We start from the raw sequence: 18,009 nt of genomic DNA, 5'->3' as shown, positions 1-18,009 counted from the left end.
GGCGGGTCATGGGGCTGGAACTCCCGTCCTTCCCTCGTCGCTTCGGTCGCTTCGCTCCCTGCGCTCCTCAGTCCAGGACGGGAGGCCCCATGACCGGCGAGAACAGTCTGGTTGGGGCGGTAGTCGAGCTGGAGGTAGGGCCAGTCGCGCACGGGGGACACTGCGTCGCCCGGCACGAGGGGCAGGTGGTCTTCGTCCGGCACGCGCTGCCGGGCGAGCTGGTGCACGCCCGGATCACGGAACAGACGGCGAAGTACCTGCGGGCCGACGCGGTCCAGGTGCTCACGCCGTCCCCGCAACGGATCGAGCCGCCGTGCCCGTACGCCGGACCGGGCCTGTGCGGCGGGTGCGACTTCCAGCACGCCAACATCGTCGAGCAGCGGCGGCTGAAGGCGACCGTCGTGTCGGACACGCTCCGGCGGATCGGTGGGATCGAACGGACCATCGTGATGGAGTCGCCCGGTGACGACGGGCTGGGATGGCGGACGCGGATGCGGTACGCCGTCGTGGACGAGCGGCCCGGTATGTACGCGCACCGCTCCCACGACCTGGTCCCGATCGACAAGTGCCTGCTCGCGCATCCGGGGACGCCGGACGTGCTGAGCTCACGGTGGCCGGGGGTGTCGTCGGTGCAGGCGGTGGTGTCCTCAGAGGGGAAGACCGCCGTACTGACCGACAAGGACCCGGGGGAGCGGCTGGTCGAGGTGGTGCGCGACCGGCGGTTCCTGGTGGATGCCGGTGGGTTCTGGCAGGTCCACCCGGCGGCGCCGGAGACGCTGGTGGACGCCGTACTGAGCGGGCTGGAGCCTGCTGCTGGTGAGACCGCGCTCGACCTGTATTCGGGTGTCGGGCTATTCGCGGCGTTCCTGGCCGAGGCCGGTTGCCCGGTGCTGGCGATCGAGGGCGACAAGGACGCGGTCCGGAACGCCCGGCGGAACCTGCACGACCTGGACGGCGTGACGCTGGAGAACGGCGACGTCGACCGGGTGCTGAATGCGGCGGCCGGCCATGGCCTGGAGCATGTGGACCTGGTCGTCCTGGACCCGCCGCGGACCGGCGCCGGGAAGGACGTCGTACGGCGGATCGCGGCGCTCGGACCGCGGCGGGTGGCGTACGTCGCGTGCGACCCGGCGGCACTGGCCCGGGACCTGAAGACGTTCGGCGGCCTCGGGTACGGGATCGCCTCCCTGCGCGCCTTCGACCTCTTCGGCATGACCCACCACATCGAATGCGTAGCCATCCTCGAGCCTGTGGATAGTGATGTGGCCAGTCAAGGACGGCTCGGGTAGCGTCTGGGCCTGGATCCAAATGCGCTTGGAGACCTGATGCCGCTCGTTGACCTGGACGACCCGGAGGAGTTGCGCGCACGCTGGAGCGCACTCGCCGCGGTCGCGCACGCCACGGGCTTCGACCGCCGCTGGTACGCCGACGCGGACGGGTACCACCACCAGGACGAGACCGCGTCCGTGCTCCGGATGGCGCGCCTGGAGGACGGGCGGGCGGTGCTGTGGGGATTCCACACGCAGCACAGCCGGACCGCCGGCGAGGACCTGCTGGCCGGGTCGCCGGAGTGGATCGGGCAGCCGGAGGTGCGGCAGCGCCAGACGGCGGGCGAGCTCGGGTTCGTGTACGGCGCGTTCAACGGGAGCTGGGCGCGCGCGTCGTACCCGGGCGACCCGTGGCAGCCGGTCGACGACGGGTTCACGCCGATCGGGGAGTGGATCACCTCGGACGAAGCGGCCGCCGACGAGATGGTCCAGTGGGTCGCGGAATGGTCCGACTACCTGGGCAGCCTCGACGAACTCCGCCCGTACGGCGTGGAGCTGATCCGGGCCGCGGCCGGTCCGGGGATCTCGGCGGCGGCGCTCGGGGCGTTCTTCAGCCACTTCGGGATCGACCCGCGGTCACCGGTGCAACCGGACCTGCCGGCCGGCGTCGCCGCGGGCGAGGACTTCACCCGAAACGTTGCAGAACCGGCAAGTTTCGACGCAGACCCTGACACGGCCGAGGTCTCGGTCGTTGAAGATCCCGTGATCGGAGATATCCTGCCAGGCGACGACGAGGAGTCGTACGTCGTCCCACCCGGCATCAGCCCCTTCACCGGCCAGCCGATCGCCGACCCACCGCCGCCCGCGGATCCCTCGACGCCCGGCGCGTACCTCCCGGAGAACATCTTGAGTCCCGGGCTGCCGACGTCCCATGCGTACGATCCGACGCTGCCGTCCTCCGAACCGCCACGGGTTGGAGGTGGGGTGTACGAGGGCGATGACTTCTACAACAGCCTCTTCGCGGACGCTCCTGCCAGTGCGGGGTCCGCGGCTGACCAGGACTGGGAGACCGCGGAGCAGTCGTCCTGGGCCGACGAGGAAGCCACCAGCGCATACGACCCCTTCCCTGAGCCGACACCAGACCCGGCCTGGACGGGCCCTGCCTGGATCAACGGTGAGTGGGTGGAGGACCCCGCCGGCTCGGCGCCCGCTGCCGCGGCTGAGGTGGCGCCGGTGGAGTCTCCTGTCGCCTCGAGTGCGGAGTTCGAGGACGACGACGCACCTACTGCTGAGATCGAGGCGGTGCTGGAGCCGGCGCCGGCCGACGAGGAAGACGAGCTGTCGTCCTTCACCGGGCCGTCTCCGTTCGCTCCTGCTCCTGAGCCGGAGCCGCAGGTCGCCGAGTTCGCGGGCGCGGACGAGGATGACGACCAGACGGCCGAAATCCCCGCTGTGGCCGAGGTTGAAGCTCAAGTTGAGCCTCACCCTCAACCCCAGCCTTGGCCGCAACCACAGCCGGAACCGTGGCCCCAGCCGGAGCCCCACCCGGCCCCCTGGCCTCAGCCCACCCCACCCGCTCCAGAGCCCACCCCGCCCGCCCCCGAGCCGACCCCACCCAGCCCCGAGCCGCACCCCGTCCCCGCGCCGGAGCCCGGTCCAGCGCCCTTCCCGGATCCCGAGCCGATCCCAGGGCCAGTTCCGAACCCCGAGCCCGTTCCGGAGCCGCTACCCGAGCCCGAGCCGCAGCCGTTCCCACACCCTGAGCCCGAGCCCGAGCCGTTCCCACAGCCCGAGCCCGAGCCTCAGCCGGGACCGATGCCGGAGCCCGAACCTCAGCCGACTCCCGAGCCGGAGCCGGAGCCCTGGTCCGAGCCGCACGCCGAGCCGCACATCGTGTCGGCTGGGCTGAAGTCGGTCGCATCCGTCGGCGAACCGGACCGTCTGGACGGGGCGGCTCTTGGTGGGATGTTGGTGGCTGGGTTGGGGTTGGGAGGTGGTGGGCCTCGGCTCGTGCCGGAGCCCGGGTCGCTCGAGGAGGCAATGCGGGCCGAGGTGGAGCGGCCCCGGCCGAAGCCGGAGGAGTCGGCTGCGGTGCGGGCGTTGCACGACTGGTGCCGGGCGCGGACGGCGATCGTGCCGTCGGGGTTCACGATCCAGGTGCAGGTGCTCGACCCGGGTGCGCCGTCGTACCGCTTCGACCTGGAGCCGCCGGACGTGGACGACCCGGAGTTCGCCGCCGACAAGCTCAGCGGCCTGCTCGGCGATCTCTGGCTGACCGAGGCACAAGGTGAGCAGGGCGGCTGGCTGTTCGCGCGGATCGACGCGGCCGGCCGAACGCTGCGGATCGACCGTTGGTACGACCAGGTGCCCGACTGGTGGGACAACCCGGTCGAGGAGCGCTTCGACGTGAACGGGCTGGTCCGCAGGCTTTACAACCGCGGTGCCGAGTGGCAGCCGTCGTACCTGGAGAAGCTGTACACCAGCGCGAGATAGCGTTGGCGCCATGCTTCTCAGGATCTTCACCGAACCTCAGCAGGGCGCCTCGTACGACGACCTTCTCGCGGTCGCCCGCAAGACGGAGGAGAACGGGTTCGACGCGTTCTTCCGTTCCGACCACTACCTCGTCATGGGCGACAACGACGGCCTCCCGGGCCCGACCGACTCGTGGATCACACTGGCCGGCCTGGCCCGTGAGACGCAGCGGATCAAGCTCGGCACGCTGGTCAGCTCCGCGACGTTCCGCAACCCCGGCGTACTGGCGATCTCGGTCGCGCAGGTCGACCAGATGAGCGGCGGCCGCGCCGAACTCGGGCTCGGCGCCGGCTGGTACGAAGCCGAGCACAAGGCGTACGGCCTCGACTTCCCCGACACCCCCGGCCGCTTCGACCTTCTCACCGAACAGCTCGAACTGATCACCGGCCTGTGGGACACCCCGGTGGGGGAGAAGTACGACTTCCAGGGCGAGCACTACCAGATCAGCGACTCGCCGGCGCTGCCGAAGCCGGTGCAGCAGCCGCACCCGCCGATCATCGTGGGCGGCGCGGGCAAGAAGCGTACGCCGGAGCTCGCCGCGAAGTACGCCGCCGAGTTCAACGCGGGCTTCCGCGGCGTCGAGGTGACCGAGACGCTGTTCCAGCGGGTCCAGGCGGCCTGCACCGCGATCGGCCGTGACCCGAAGACGCTCGCGCTGTCCACCGCGCACACCGTGGTGGTCGGCAAGGACGACGCCGAGGTGAAGCAGCGGGCCGAGGCGATCGGCCGCGACGTCGAGGACCTCAAGGCGAACGCCGTCGCGGGGACGCCCGCCGAGGTCGTGGACCGGTTGGGTCGGTTCGCGGCCGTCGGATCGCAGCGGCAGTACGTCCAGATCATGGATCTGCAGGACCTCGACCACCTCGACCTGATCGCGGCCGAAGTTCTTCCACAGGTTTCCTGATCGACCGGAAAGTTGACTCGATGTCGTGTATCTTGATGTCGAGAGAGTTTGCGGCGCAAGGTTAGGGCGACCTGACCTCGCGGCCGGGCGTTGCCCTCGGCAGGATGGGCACAGCGGACACGGACTGGACAGAGGAGCAGGGTGATGGCGAGCGTCGACAGCTTCGGTGCCAAAGGTGCACTCGAGGTCAACGGACAGTCGTACGAGATCTTCAGGTTGGCGGGCATCGAGGGTGCGGACACGCTGCCGTACTCGCTGAAGGTCCTGCTGGAGAACCTGCTGCGCACCGAGGACGGCGCGAACATCACCGCCGAGCACATCACCAAGCTCGGCAACTGGGACCAGAACGCGGCCCCGGACACCGAGATCCAGTTCACCCCGGCCCGGGTGATCATGCAGGACTTCACCGGCGTCCCGTGCGTGGTCGACCTGGCCACGATGCGCGAGGCGGTCGCCGAGCTCGGCGGTGACCCGACCAAGATCAACCCGCTCGCTCCGGCCGAACTCGTCATCGACCACTCGGTCATCATCGACGTGTTCGGTACGCCGGACGCGTTCGAGCGCAACGTCGAGTTCGAGTACGGGCGGAACCGCGAGCGGTACCAGTTCCTGCGCTGGGGCCAGACCGCGTTCGACGAGTTCAAGGTCGTCCCGCCGGGCACCGGCATCGTGCACCAGGTGAACATCGAGCACCTGGCCCGCACCGTGATGGTCCGCAACGGCCAGGCCTACCCCGACACCTGTGTCGGCACCGACAGCCACACCACGATGGTGAACGGCCTCGGCGTGCTCGGCTGGGGCGTCGGCGGGATCGAGGCCGAGGCCGCGATGCTCGGCCAGCCGGTGTCGATGCTGATCCCGAAGGTCGTCGGCTTCAAGCTGACCGGGTCCGTCCCGGCCGGTGCGACCGCGACCGACGTCGTGCTGACGATCACCCAGATGCTGCGCAAGCACGGTGTGGTCGGCAAGTTCGTCGAGTTCTACGGCGACGGTGTCGCGGCGGTCCCGCTGGCGAACCGCGCCACGATCGGCAACATGAGCCCGGAGTTCGGCTCCACCTGCGCGATCTTCCCGATCGACGACGTCACCCTGGAGTACCTGCGGCTGACCGGGCGCGGCGACGACGAGGTCGCGCTCGTCGAGGCATACGCCAAGGAGCAGGGGCTGTGGCACAACCCGGACGTCGAGCCGCGCTTCTCGGAGTACCTCGAGCTCGACCTGTCGACCGTCGTACCGTCGATCGCAGGCCCCAAGCGGCCGCAGGACCGGGTCGCGTTGAGCGAGGCCAAGGAAGGCTTCCGCGGCGCGCTCGTCGACTACGCGACCGAGGAGCTCGAGGTCGACCCGTCCGAGCTCGGCAGCTTCCCGGCCAGTGACGCCCCGAACGGCCACGGCAACACCGACGACGAGCCGCACGTCCCGCACGGATCGGGAGACGGGGGTCGCCCGTCGAAGAAGACCAAGATCAGCCTGGACGGCCAGGAGGTCGAGCTCGACCACGGTCACGTCGTGATCGCCTCCATCACCTCCTGCACCAACACCTCGAACCCGTCCGTCATGCTCGCCGCGGCGCTGCTGGCGAAGAACGCGGTCGACAAGGGCCTGGCGTCGAAGCCGTGGGTGAAGACGTCGCTCGCGCCCGGGTCGAAGGTCGTCACCGACTACTACGAGAAGGCCGGCGTCACGCCGTACCTGGAGAAGCTCGGCTTCCACCTGGTCGGCTATGGCTGTACGACGTGCATCGGCAACTCCGGCCCGCTGCCGGAGGCCGTGTCGGCCGGGGTGCAGGAAGCCGACCTCGCCGTCGTGAGTGTGCTGTCCGGCAACCGGAACTTCGAGGGCCGGATCAACCCGGACGTGAAGATGAACTACCTCGCGTCGCCGCCGCTGGTGATCGCGTACGCGCTGGCCGGCACCATGGACTTCGACTTCGAGACCGATCCTCTGGGCCAGGACACCGACGGCAACGACGTGTTCCTGAAGGACATCTGGCCGAGCGCCGAGGAGGTCGAGCGGACCATCGCGAGCTCGATCAACAAGGAGATGTTCACCAAGGACTACGCCGACGTGTTCGCCGGTGACGAGCGCTGGCAGTCGCTGCCGACGCCCGAGGGCAAGACGTTCGCCTGGGACGCCGAGTCGACGTACGTCCGGAAGCCTCCGTACTTCGACGGTATGGCGAAGGACCCGTCGCCGGTCACCGACATTGCCGGTGCCCGCGTGCTGGCCAAGCTGGGCGACTCGGTCACCACCGACCACATCTCGCCGGCCGGTTCGATCAAGGCGGACAGCCCCGCGGGCAAGTACCTGGCCGAGCACGGTGTGGACCGCAAGGACTTCAACTCGTACGGTTCCCGCCGGGGCAACCATGAGGTGATGATCCGCGGCACGTTCGCGAACATCCGGCTGCGCAACCAGATCGCGCCGGGCACCGAGGGCGGCTTCACCCGCGACTTCACCAAGGACGACGCGCCGGTCACGACGATCTACGACGCCGCCCAGGCGTACGCCGAGCAGGGCACGCCGCTGGTGATCCTGGCCGGCAAGGAGTACGGCTCGGGCTCGTCGCGGGACTGGGCCGCGAAGGGTACGGCGCTGCTCGGCGCGAAGGCTGTCATCACGGAGTCCTTCGAGCGGATCCACCGGTCGAACCTGATCGGCATGGGCGTGCTGCCGCTGCAGTACCCGGAGGGTGAGAACGCGGAGTCCCTCGGCCTGACCGGCGAGGAGACCTTCGACATCACCGGCGTGACCGCGCTGAACGACGGCGAGATCCCGCGTACGGTGCACGTCAAGGTCACGTCGCCCGACGGTGCGGTCAAGGAGTTCGACGCCGTCGTCCGCATCGACACCCCGGGCGAGGCCGACTACTACCGCAACGGCGGCATCCTGCAGTACGTCCTCCGGTCACTGATCGCGAGCTGACCCAGCCGACACAGCCCCCAGTAGCCGCGGGTCACCGGAACTGTCGGTGGCCCGCGGTTTACTGATTCCATGGCCGACCGGGAGTCACCGCGTGACGTGGTGCGGGCCGCGTGTGCGACGTACGGCGAGGACGCGGTGATCGACTGGAGCGTTGCCTTCCTGACCGGACAGATCCCAGGTGAGGCGGCGTACGGCGCCGAGTTGCCGAAGCTGGTGGCGATCACCGGGTCGGAGAATCCGGGTGGCTGGAAGGCGCCTGTTGATCCGGTCAACTACTACTGGATCCGGGTGTGGGCCGCCCGGGTGTTCTTGTACGTGTGGCGCGACGACGTGGTCGACGCGCTGCTGGTCGCGGCACAGGATCCTGCCTGGCGGGTTCGGGAGCACGTCGCGCGGATCACCGCGCAGCGCGAGCTCGGCCAACTCGTCGACGCCCTGCCCCCGATGCTCGATCACGAGCTGCCGAGGGTTCGTGCGGCGGCTGTGCGCGCGATCGGCGCCGCGGGGGAGTACGAGCACGCCGACGCGATCCGCGCCCTCGCCGACGATCCCGATCACACCGTCCGCGCGGCTGTCGAGCGCGCGCTCGCGAACCTGGAGGACCGCCTTGACCGACCGGTCCGCTGATACCCCGCAGTCCCGCCGCTTCTAGTCGGACAGGGCGGCGCGGAGTTTGCCGGCGTACTCCTCGGCCTCGGCGGTGTCGGCGTACTTGGTTCGCGGCCAGAAGAAGCCGCGCAGGCCGTCACCCTTCGTGCGCGGTACGACGTGGACGTGCAGGTGCGGCACCGACTGGGACACGACGTTGTTCACGGCAACGAACGACCCCTGCGCGTCGAACGCGGTCCGTACGGCGGTCGCCACCGAGCGGGCCGCGCCGAACAGCGGGACCATCACCTCGTCGGACATCTCGACCATCGTCGGAACATGGGTCCGCGGAACGAGCAACGTGTGCCCTTTGAACACCGGCCGGATGTCGAGGAACCCCACGACCTCCGGCGTATCCAGAACGATCTGCGCCGGCGTCGTACCGGCGATGATGGAGCAGAAGAGACAGTCCGCCATATCGTCAACCTAGCTTCTCGTCGACGAAGCACCAGCGCCACGTCTCACCCGGCTCGAAGCTGCGCATCACCGGATGCTTGCTCTCGTCGTGGTGCTTGCTCGCGTGCTTCATCACCGACGAGTCGCAGCACCCGACGTGACCACACCCCAGGCAGAGCCGCAGGTGGACCCACGAACCCCCTTCGGCCAGGCACTCCTCGCAGCCGTCCGGTGTGTTCGGCGTGACCACGACCGGTGCCTGTTCCAGGTGCTCGCACGCGCCACCCGGCGTCGTCTTCGGCTTCAGGTCCTCGGAGCGGCCGCCGACGTCGTCGTCCTCGTCGCGGTCCAGGATCGACTCCTCGATGTCGAGCGCGTTCTGCGCCCGCTGAAGCACCTCGTCGGCGACCATCCCGGCGTCGCGGACCTTCAGGATGTGGGCGCGTTCCGCCTCGAGCATCGCGATCCGCAGCCGCCGGTACGCCTCGCTCGGCGTCTCGTACTCGGTCTCCGGCCGCCCCAGCCGCTCCCACGCGGCCTGCGCCCGCGCCTCACCCCGCTGCCGCAGTACATCGAGAACCGCGGGCGGGTCCGTCGGCGTCGAGAGCTCGTCGAGCTTCGCGATCGCGGCGCGATGAGCACCTTGCAGTACGGCGGCCTCCTGCAACGCGTCCTCCGCGGGATCCGGTCCCGGCAGGCGCAGGCGACGTACCAGCCAGGGCAGCGTCGAGCCCTGGACGAGCAGCGTGCCCGCCGTGACGGCCAGTGCGATGAACACGAGAACCTCGCGATGCGGCGTGTCCTCGGGCAGCGTGAAGACCGCGGCCAGGGTGACCACGCCGCGCATCCCGGCCCACGACACCACGATCAGCGCACCGCGCGAAACGGGTCCGGGACGCGAGGGGCCGAGGAAACGCCGGGACAGCATCGTGGTCGGGATGATCCAGATCGGCCGTAGCAGCACCACCGCGACGAACACCGCGACCGTCGTGGCCGCGATCAGCCAGGTCGGCAGCGGGCTCTCGGTGAGGTCGTCGAGGATCCACCGGGTCTGCAGCCCGATCAGCAGGAAGACCGTGTTCTCCAGCAGGAACTGGAACGTCCGCCAGTTGGTCCGCTCCGACATCCGCGACTTCGCCGACTGGATGATCGGGGCCTTGTGGCCGAGGAACAGGCCGGTGACGACGACCGCGAGTACGCCGGATGCGTGGACGTAGTGGTTCTCGGCCGCGATGTAGGCGATGAAGGGCGCGGTCAGGCTGAGCGTGGTGTCCAGCACCGGATCGGTGAACCGGCGCCGGATCTTGGCGAGCACGAACGTCACGACGATGCCCACCAGCACGCCGCCGCCGGCCGCCCGCAGGAAGTCGAGGCCGACGTGCCACACGGTGGGCGCAACCAGGGCGGCACCGATCGCCGTACGCAGGCAGACCAGCGCGGTGGCGTCGTTCATCAGGCTTTCGCCCTCGAGGATCGTGACCACGCGGCGGGGCAGACCGACCCGTTTGGCGATCGCGGTCGCGGCGACCGCGTCGGGCGGCGCGACGACGGCGCCGATCGCGAACGCGGCCCAGAACGGCAGCGGTTCCTGGCCGATCGACTCCGCCACCCGGCCGAGCAGCCACCACGCGACGACGCCGACGCCGAGCGCGGTGAACGCGACCAGGCCGACGGACAGCAGCCCGATGGACCGCCGATGCTTGGAGAAGTCGACCAGGCTGGTCTTGATCGCGGCCGAGTACAGCAGCGGCGGCAGGAACCCGACCAGCACGACCTCGGGCTCGAGCTCGACCCGCGGGATGAACGGCAGGTACGACGCGGCGACCCCGACGACGACCAGGAGCAGAGGGGCCGAGAGCCCTATCCGCCGCGCCAGCGCGGCGACACCCGCGACGACGGCGACGAGGGCCACGACCTCGATCGCGATATGCACGGGCACAGTGTCGCAGCGCGCCGCGGTTTCCACCCAACCGTTCGCCCACGGCTGAGCATCGGATCTGGTCATCGCCTGACCTGTCCTCTAGCGTGTGCGAAGCGAGATCCGTCGATCACTTGGGGTGACTGATGCGTCGTGTGCTTTCGCTGGTCGGTGTGGTCGCTCTGCTGCTCGCGCCGGTGACACCGGCGACCGCTGCCGGCACGGTGACGAACGGATGTGTCGCGTCGGTGCCGGAGCCTGGTACGACGACGCCCGTACGGATCTGCTACTCGCTGTTCAAACCGGCGACCGCCTCGGCCCGGCACACCGTGCCGCTGATCTTCCACAGCCACGGGTGGGGCGGCAGCCGGACCACCGATCCGGCCGCGTTCAAGGCCTGGCTCGATGCGGGCTTCGGCGTACTCAGCTTCGACCAGCGCAGCTTCGGCGAGAGCACCGGCGTCGCGCACGTGATGAACCCGGACTACGAGGGCCGCGACGTGGTGCAGCTCGTCGACCTGGTCGCGGGCCTGGACTGGGTCACGAAGCAACGTCCCGGCGATCCGCTGATCGGCGCCATCGGCGGGTCGTACGGCGGTGGGTACCAGTTCGCCGGCGCCTTCACCGAACTTCGTGACAGCGGACGGACCCGGTTCGACGCGCTCGCTCCGGAGATCACCTGGTGGGACCTCAAGCAGAGCCTTGCGCCGCAGGAGGCCGCCCGGACGATGTGGCTGTCGATCCTGTTCGCAGGCGGCGGCACGCATCTGCCGCCCGCGGTGTCGGCCGCCTTCGTGGCACTCATCACGACCGGCACCTGGCCGGTCGGGCAAGCCGGGCGCGATCTCGACGCGTTCTTCGCGCACAACGGGCCGGCCTGGCACGTGCAACAGGGCCGCAAACTCGATCTCCCGGTGCTGTTCGGGCAGGGCATCTCCGACAATCTGTTCAACCTCAACCAGGGGCTCGCGAACTTCGACCGGGCACTTACCGCGCGGGCCCGGGCCAGGTCGATCTTCGTCGGGTACAACGGCGGTCACACGCTGCCCAGTGTCGTACCGCCCGGCTACGCGACCGCGGGCGACCCGTGCTCGATCGCGCTCGGATCACCCAGTTTCTCGAGCCTGTCGATCCGCTTCATGCAGCTGCAACTCCTGCACCGGTCGACCGGCCTCACCGGCTTCGGCGCGTACCACCTGTCGACCGCCGACGGCCGTTGCCTCACACAACGGAGCCTGACGCCGAACAAGCGGTACCCGCTCGGCAAGATCGTCGCGCCGACCGGTGTCGGACTGCCCGTCAACCTGCCGATCGCCAAGGGCCCGATCACGATCGCCGGCACGCCCACGCTGACCGCTGACGTCTACACCGTCATCCCGCGGTCCGCGGCGTACTTCGCGCTGAGCGTCGGCAAGAACCCGCTCACCGCGAAGATCGTGCAGAACAACACCATGCCGTTGCGCGAGAGGTACACGGCCCGCGGCGTACGGCGCACGATCGAGCTCCCCGCCATCGCCGTCGACGTCCCGGCCGGCCAGAACCTCTACCTCACGGTGGCCCCGATCGCGGACATGTACGCCGGCCAACGCGGCCCGCTCCCCGGCGTGATGATGCTCAAGAACGGCACGCTCAGAGTTCATCTAGCTCGGTAGCACGACGACAACTGTGAACCAGGCAAGGCCGGTCAGCCAGATCACGCCGACGCCGGCCGACCACCAACTGCGCGCCTTCACCCACCACGGCAGGGCGGCGAGCAGCAGTACGCCGGTCCACGGGGCGAGGTGCGGTACGCCGAGGAGCAGCCGCGCCGGGAGCACGTCGTACTCGGACCACAGCAATGCGCCGAACGAGCCGAGGAACAACAGCCCAAGCACCGGTGGCAGCACGTTCCACAGTCGCACACGGCGGCGGACGATCGCGTGGACGATCCACCCGAGGATCCAGCCCACGACAAGGAGCACGAAGAGCGCCGCGGGCACGATGGGCAGGTAGCGACCGTCCGTCGCACCGGCCGCGGTTGCCGCGAGCCGACTGGTCAGATGCAGATCGGTCGGCCGCACGACCTGGTACGGCGGTTCGTGCTGGCACTGCTCGAGTGATCGACCGGGCTGATCGAGCCAAGCCGTCACCACGGTGCGGCCGCAGCGACTGGACAGCACGACCGCGTGTCCGATTCCGGCGAACTCGACGAACTGCCGGTGCGGCAGACCGGCCGACGCGCTCTGAGCGGTCTGCGCCGGCGTGATCGGATCCTGAGCACCCGCCAGAACCAGGGTGGGCTGAGTGAAGTGCACAGGTTCGCGGGTTGCTGCGGGGGAGCGGAGGAGCCCGAGCTGCCCGCAGACCACGTCGTCCGCGGCGAGCCAGGCGATCACCGGGCGGGCGTGGCGAGCTCCCGCCGTACGGTAGGGGACCTCGTCCTGGCACTGCATCAGCCAGTACTGGCCGAGGTTGTGGCTCACCAGCTCACCGATGCCGACGGCAACCAACGTGTTGAGTGTGCCGTACTTGCCCTCGGCGAGTTGGTGGAGGAGCAGCGGCAGGATCGGGAGCAGGTCGACCTCGTACGCCGCGGAGTGCACGAGGGTGACGAGATCGTCGCCCGTCAGACGGTACGTGCGGGATTCGTTGGTCACCGGGTTGTGGCCGGGGACCGCTTGTGGATGCGCGTCGAGTTGAGCGGCTGCCTTGATCAGGTCGGCGTAGGCGTCGGGGCCGAGGCTGGTGCGGAGGCCGTCGTACCCGTTCTGGGCGAAGTCGACGGACGGTGGGCTGAACGAGTCGAGCACGACAGCGTCGACACCCGCCGGATCGAGGGTGGCCAGTTGCGCCATCACGCCGGTCGACCAGGACAGGCCGTAGAGCGACCAGTGCGGGTAGCCGAGCGCGACGCGGAGGTCCCGGAGGTCGAGTGCCGCGGCGCGGGCCGTGTAACCGCGGGGATCCCCGCCGGAGCGGCGGAAGTCGTCGAGGCAGGTGCGCATCGCCGCGGCGACGGTGTTCGCCTCGGCGTACGGGTCCTCGGTGCGGGTGAACATGTCCGCGAACCGCTTGTCCGCCTCCTCGCAGTCGAGGTCGGGGGTCGCGCGGTCGCCGCCGCGTTGCTCCAGCAGTACGACGTCGCGGTCGGGAGCCAGGCCGGCGAAGAAGTAGGCGAGCTGGATCGTTCCTGAGCCGGGTCCGCCACCCATGAAGACGAGCGGCGGCTTCTTCGCGGCGGCCTCGCGTGCCGGTACGACGACGTACGGGATCGTGATCGTCCGCGTGGCCGGCGCGTCACGGTTCTCGGGGACCTCGAGGCGGCCGCAGCGGGCGCCGGCAGGCACCTGGACGAGACAGTCCTCCGCCGGCAGTGCCGCCGGCGTCGGTGGTGTGAGTACTGCAAGGAGTGCAGCGACCGCCCCCAGTCCGCGCACCTCGGTTATCTGATCTTGTCGAGGTGGGTCTTGTAGACCGTCAGGAACGGCTCGTCGGTGGAGACTGCGCCGACGAGCCAGTCGCAGGTCCGGCGAGCGGTGGCGATCACGTCGGGCGGGTAGCTGTACTTCACCTGGTGCTCGGCGAACTCGTCCTCGTCGTCGATGAACACGGTCCCGTCGCGGCGCTTGATCACGTCCAGGTCGAGATCGATCATCGTCACCACGTCCGCGGAGAACTCGACCGGCGTGGTGATGTCCGCGTAGATCTCGGTGTACCGCGGCTCGTCGTTGAAGATCGCGGTGAACCACATGTCCCGCGGGAACAGTTGCACGTGCGCCTGCTCCTGGGTCACCACCGGCTCGTCCCCGCGCTGCGACACGGACCCCGCCGGTGCGCCCAGCCAGACGCCGTACTCGTCCTCGCCCAGATACCGCATCCACTGATGCCAGTGCAGCTTCTCGTCGAACTTTCGGTACACCACCCGGACATCACGCATGACCTAAACCTATCGGCCGCCGGGTCAGCGGCGGTTGATCTGGGCGACGATCGTGGGGTCCTTGATCGCCGTGTCGTTCGCGAGCAGGAACGCCTTGCTGAGCACCAGGCTGAGGACGGGGTCGTCGTCGAACGGGAGGAACAGCTTCTGCGCCTGGCTGTCGCGAGCGGCGACGATGCAGAGGTACTGGTCGTTCGGTGACATCAGGATGTTGCCGCTGCCCAGATGAATCCGATAGGCCCGCAGATCGCCGCGCACCGTCAGGTAGCGGTCCTCGAACTCGCACCGGTCGGCGATGGCCAGCCGCGGGACGAGTTGTTCGAGCACCTCGCGGCGGATCTCGCCGGCCGCGGACAGTTCGCCGAAGCCGAACGTATGCCAGTACGTCTCGAAGCGGCGCTCGGTCCCGCGGTCGAGCCATTCCGGATCGGCGCCGATCGACGTGACCGCGACGAACAGGTCGACGTCGCGCAGCGCCTCGGTCAGGACGAGCGGCGGCACCTCGGCGAGCTCGATCGTCTCATCGGTCCGTACGTCGACGAACCGCACCTGATCGCTGGTGCAGTACGGGTAGAGGTCGGTCGCGGCCGGCTCCTGGTCGTGGATCGGGTCGAAGTAGAACTCGGCGCGGATCCCGGCTGCGTCGAAGGTACGCCGGGCGACGCCGTGGTCGATACCGTCGTCCCACCAAGCGACCGCGACCGGCGCCCAGCCACGCCCTTTCATCAGCGCGCGGGCCTGGACCTGCCCGAAGACGTGACCGGCGAATCGGTTCGAGTACACGCGGGTCTGTTCCTCGGCGGGCGTGAGCACGTAGAGCTCGCGGAACGCCTGCTTGAACGGCTGAACGACCTGCTGCTCGAGCAAGTACCGTCGCCAGGCGCGTACGTCGTCCGCGGTCGCGTGGATCGGGTGCCAGAGTCGCACCTCCGCATCCGGCGGGATCGCGGCCTGCTGACCCGAACTCGTGACCACCGTCGCGGCATCGAGTGGGACTCCGACGACGTCCGGCCCGTCCGGGGTGCTGAAGACCCAGACCAGCGTGCGTGTCATCCGGCCGGTGATCGGATGGTCCAGGTACCAGGTGCGCCAGTTGTCGAGTGGCCAGCGGCGGTCCGCTGCCATCAGGCCGTCCAGCCGCACGCGCTCGCCGGCGATCGTCTTCCGGATCGCCTTGAGCTCGTTGCGGAGCGCGGCGAGCGTTTCAGCCTCGGTCTGTTTCACGTCAGGCGGCACCGATTTCCGGGGCGTCTGCTTCTCGTCGACGTACAGAAGGGTTGCCGTTCTTCCGTCCACCACCACCTCCGCCGATCCCCGCGTCAGCGGCTGTCGGCGCTTGCCGTCGGCGTCGAGGTCATGGGTTTCCACGGCGCGTTCGAGCAACTGGTCGCGGGTCAGTCCCTGCGCGGATGCCAGCGCGTCGATGGCCTTGCGGACCTGCCTCAGCAGCGTCCCGTGCCGAACGGAACGCTCGAGCGCGAGCAGCTCGGTGATCGACGACGCACCGCCGATATCGGCCATCGCCTGCGCCGACGAGTTGGCGAGCCGGAGGCTTCGGGGATTGCCGAACTGTCCTCCGATCACGGTCACGGTCTTGACCGCGAGCCGCCGAAGCTGCGGCAGGAGCGTCGAGTCCCGCAGTACGCCGGCGACCGCGACAACTCCACACAGGAAGGCCTCGTTGCCCGCGGTGACGTAGCGAGTGACGGCGGTGGTGCGCCGCGGCTCGGTATCGGCTGCGTCGAGAGCCGCGTCGAGGAGGGCGCCGATGAGAGCCGCGGGCTTGGACAACAGGCCGGTCACGCGCTCGGCCTCGGTGAGCCACTTCTTCGCGGGCTTGCCCTGGGTGGGAAACGCCGCGAGGAGATCGAGCACCGCCGCGCGCGCTTCGGCCGGTTCGTCAGCTGTCTCGAACGCGCAGCGCAGGCGAGGGCCGATGTCGTCCCCCTCGTCGATCAGGTCGACGCGGAGCCCCTCTTCAGGGCCCACGAGTTTCCGCAGCCTCGTCGCCGTCGCCGCGTCCTGAACCTGCTCGGCCGCACGCGCGAGCAGTGGTTTCAAGCGTTCCTGCTCCGCGCCCGGGAGTGCGGCGTACGCGTGCTCGATCTGGCGGCTCACCGCGCGGAGAGCCTCGCTGCTCCGCCAACCCTGGGACTGCTCGAACTGGCCGATGCGCGGGGTCAGTAACCGCTCGATGTGCGCCGCCGACAGCTGGAGGCGCTTCCGCGCGATCACCAACAACAGTTGGGCGCAGTGATAGCTGTCGACCCGATCCGAGACGGTGAGAATGCACTCCAGCCGCAGGGCGTCCGGGGCCTGCAGGATCACCTGGATCTCGGGCATAGCCCGAGCATCGGCGTCAGCTGTCCACGACCGGCCCCGCAGGGCCTGCAGCGCCGCGGCCACCAGCGTGGCGGCCTCACTATCGCCTGCCACGCTCAGCCGCCGACCAGCTGGACCAGGCGCACGAAGCGGATGTCGGAGTCCGCGGTCAGCTCGAGTTCCTCGTCGAGCTCGGTCACCTGCCGGTCGTCGACCAGCACGAAGAACCCGTTCCGCCCGAACGCCTCGATCGCCCGATCGGCCTGCTGCTCCCAGTCGAGGTGCCGCTGCTTGTCCGGCTCGGCGTTCAAGCGCGCGACTTCCTCCCGGACACGCGTCCGGACGAGGTCGCGCAGCGTGATCCTGCTCGACACCAGCTCCAGCAGAGTCGTCGTACCGACCCGCCCTGCCCCCGACACCTCGACGATCTTCACCGTGATCCCCACCGCCGCAGCATAGTCAGCCCTCCGCCCATCTCTGGGCCCAATGCTCCTGCAACTTGATGCAACTTTGCTGTGGGGAGTGGACCGATCGCGGAATGCGACGGAGGATGGTGGCGTGCCGGCCCAGAGGTCGTCATCGTGACCGGCTCTCGTTGGTTCAGGGGGGCTCCTAGCCGACGGGAGCCGGTTACCGTGCGAGCGCGCGGATCTGTTCGAGGTACGGCTTGTACGCCGTGACGAACGGTTCTGCCGTGGTGATGACGGTGGCGAGGTGGTCGCAGGTCGCTCGAGCGGTGGCGATCACCTGGGGAGGGTAGTTGTAGCGGACCTGGTGCTCGTGGAACTCGTCCTCGTCCATCACGCGCACGGTGCCGTCGCGGAGCAGGCGGATGTCGAGGTCGAGGTCGACGGCGGTGACCGAGTCGACGCCGAACTCCGCCGGCATCGTGATGTCGCAGTAGATCGCGGTCTGGTGCGGTTCGTCGTTGAACAGAGCGCTCCACCACTGGCCGTGCGGGAACAGCCGGACCCGGTGGTGGTCGATCGTGGTCCAGCTGCCGTCGGCGCGCTGCCCGCGGGTACCCGGGGCGGAACCGACCCAGAGGCCGTGCTCGTCCTCGCCGAGCCGGACCGCCTCGACCAAGCGATGCGGCTGCCCGTCGTACTTCCGGAACAGGGTCCTCACCATCTCCACACGATCACCCTAAGTGAGACCCAGCACACCTCCGAACCAGGCA

General features: G+C 69.3%; 13 protein-coding genes. 6 read left to right on the top strand and 7 right to left on the bottom strand.

Features of this window, described 5'->3' with window-relative positions; genetic code table 11:
- Window positions 1-89 precede the first annotated feature (89 nt).
- From EV137_RS04960 to EV137_RS04940, 5 genes are all read left to right on the top strand, one after another.
- A complete protein-coding gene (locus EV137_RS04960) occupies window positions 90-1,289 on the top strand; it encodes a class I SAM-dependent RNA methyltransferase (protein ID WP_134009355.1) in 1,200 nt (399 codons plus the stop codon).
- 36 nt (window positions 1,290-1,325) lie between these two features.
- Complete coding sequence (locus tag EV137_RS40395; RefSeq protein WP_166679728.1) at window positions 1,326-3,761, top strand: hypothetical protein; 2,436 nt, start codon at window positions 1,326-1,328, stop codon at window positions 3,759-3,761.
- A gap of 10 nt (window positions 3,762-3,771) precedes the next feature.
- Complete coding sequence (locus EV137_RS04950; protein ID WP_134126824.1) at window positions 3,772-4,704, top strand: LLM class F420-dependent oxidoreductase; 933 nt, start codon at window positions 3,772-3,774, stop codon at window positions 4,702-4,704.
- Between the two features lie 144 nt (window positions 4,705-4,848).
- Window positions 4,849-7,629, top strand: coding sequence for an aconitate hydratase AcnA (gene acnA / locus EV137_RS04945; protein WP_134126822.1), 2,781 nt, complete (start codon window positions 4,849-4,851; stop codon window positions 7,627-7,629).
- A gap of 69 nt (window positions 7,630-7,698) precedes the next feature.
- A complete protein-coding gene (locus EV137_RS04940; RefSeq protein WP_134126821.1) occupies window positions 7,699-8,256 on the top strand; it encodes a HEAT repeat domain-containing protein in 558 nt (185 codons plus the stop codon).
- A gap of 21 nt (window positions 8,257-8,277) precedes the next feature.
- Here EV137_RS04940 and EV137_RS04935 read toward each other — a convergent pair whose 3' ends face one another.
- Both EV137_RS04935 and EV137_RS04930 read right to left on the bottom strand, forming a co-directional pair.
- Window positions 8,278-8,694 (bottom strand): HIT family protein, encoded by a 417-nt coding sequence (locus tag EV137_RS04935; protein ID WP_134009365.1) that lies wholly within the window; start codon window positions 8,692-8,694, stop codon window positions 8,278-8,280.
- A gap of 4 nt (window positions 8,695-8,698) precedes the next feature.
- A complete protein-coding gene (locus tag EV137_RS04930) occupies window positions 8,699-10,678 on the bottom strand; it encodes a Na+/H+ antiporter (protein ID WP_202870813.1) in 1,980 nt (659 codons plus the stop codon).
- Between the two features lie 59 nt (window positions 10,679-10,737).
- Between EV137_RS04930 and EV137_RS04925 the strand changes: the two genes are divergently transcribed.
- Window positions 10,738-12,243: a CocE/NonD family hydrolase gene (locus EV137_RS04925; RefSeq protein ID WP_134126819.1), complete on the top strand. Its 1,506-nt coding sequence runs from the start codon at window positions 10,738-10,740 to the stop codon at window positions 12,241-12,243.
- Here the strand turns inward: EV137_RS04925 and EV137_RS04920 are convergent.
- The 5 genes from EV137_RS04920 to EV137_RS04900 all read right to left on the bottom strand — a co-directional run bounded on the left by EV137_RS04920 (window position 12,232) and on the right by EV137_RS04900 (window position 17,960).
- Complete coding sequence (locus tag EV137_RS04920) at window positions 12,232-14,007, bottom strand: alpha/beta fold hydrolase (protein WP_134126817.1); 1,776 nt, start codon at window positions 14,005-14,007, stop codon at window positions 12,232-12,234. The two genes, EV137_RS04925 and EV137_RS04920, sit on opposite strands and share 12 nt — an antisense overlap.
- Before the next feature lie 5 nt (window positions 14,008-14,012).
- A complete protein-coding gene (locus EV137_RS04915) occupies window positions 14,013-14,507 on the bottom strand; it encodes a DUF402 domain-containing protein (RefSeq protein ID WP_134126815.1) in 495 nt (164 codons plus the stop codon).
- A gap of 24 nt (window positions 14,508-14,531) precedes the next feature.
- Window positions 14,532-16,850: a DUF4132 domain-containing protein gene (locus EV137_RS04910; protein ID WP_134126813.1), complete on the bottom strand. Its 2,319-nt coding sequence runs from the start codon at window positions 16,848-16,850 to the stop codon at window positions 14,532-14,534.
- A gap of 95 nt (window positions 16,851-16,945) precedes the next feature.
- Entirely contained in the window at window positions 16,946-17,275 is a 330-nt protein-coding gene (locus EV137_RS04905) for a hypothetical protein (protein ID WP_202870812.1), read from the bottom strand.
- A 184-nt stretch (window positions 17,276-17,459) separates the two neighbouring features.
- The gene (locus EV137_RS04900; RefSeq protein ID WP_134009375.1) at window positions 17,460-17,960 is read right to left on the bottom strand and encodes a DUF402 domain-containing protein; all 501 of its coding nucleotides are present in this window, start codon (window positions 17,958-17,960) and stop codon (window positions 17,460-17,462) included.
- Between the last annotated feature and the right edge of the window lie 49 nt (window positions 17,961-18,009).

It is taken from the genome of Kribbella pratensis, from assembly GCF_004366075.1.
In the GTDB taxonomy this organism is placed as follows: domain Bacteria; phylum Actinomycetota; class Actinomycetes; order Propionibacteriales; family Kribbellaceae; genus Kribbella; species Kribbella pratensis.
This window is presented reverse-complemented; position numbering and strand designations above follow the sequence as displayed.

Coding starts and splice junctions, on each gene's coding strand:
- EV137_RS04960 (WP_134009355.1), top strand. CDS start 90: ATGACCGGCGAGAACAGTCTGGTTGGGGCGGTAGTCGAGCTGGAGGTA.
- EV137_RS40395 (WP_166679728.1), top strand. CDS start 1,326: ATGCCGCTCGTTGACCTGGACGACCCGGAGGAGTTGCGCGCACGCTGG.
- EV137_RS04950 (WP_134126824.1), top strand. CDS start 3,772: ATGCTTCTCAGGATCTTCACCGAACCTCAGCAGGGCGCCTCGTACGAC.
- acnA (WP_134126822.1), top strand. CDS start 4,849: ATGGCGAGCGTCGACAGCTTCGGTGCCAAAGGTGCACTCGAGGTCAAC.
- EV137_RS04940 (WP_134126821.1), top strand. CDS start 7,699: ATGGCCGACCGGGAGTCACCGCGTGACGTGGTGCGGGCCGCGTGTGCG.
- EV137_RS04935 (WP_134009365.1), bottom strand. CDS start 8,694: ATGGCGGACTGTCTCTTCTGCTCCATCATCGCCGGTACGACGCCGGCG.
- EV137_RS04930 (WP_202870813.1), bottom strand. CDS start 10,678: ATGACCAGATCCGATGCTCAGCCGTGGGCGAACGGTTGGGTGGAAACC.
- EV137_RS04925 (WP_134126819.1), top strand. CDS start 10,738: ATGCGTCGTGTGCTTTCGCTGGTCGGTGTGGTCGCTCTGCTGCTCGCG.
- EV137_RS04915 (WP_134126815.1), bottom strand. CDS start 14,507: ATGCGTGATGTCCGGGTGGTGTACCGAAAGTTCGACGAGAAGCTGCAC.
- EV137_RS04910 (WP_134126813.1), bottom strand. CDS start 16,850: ATGCCCGAGATCCAGGTGATCCTGCAGGCCCCGGACGCCCTGCGGCTG.
- EV137_RS04900 (WP_134009375.1), bottom strand. CDS start 17,960: ATGGTGAGGACCCTGTTCCGGAAGTACGACGGGCAGCCGCATCGCTTG.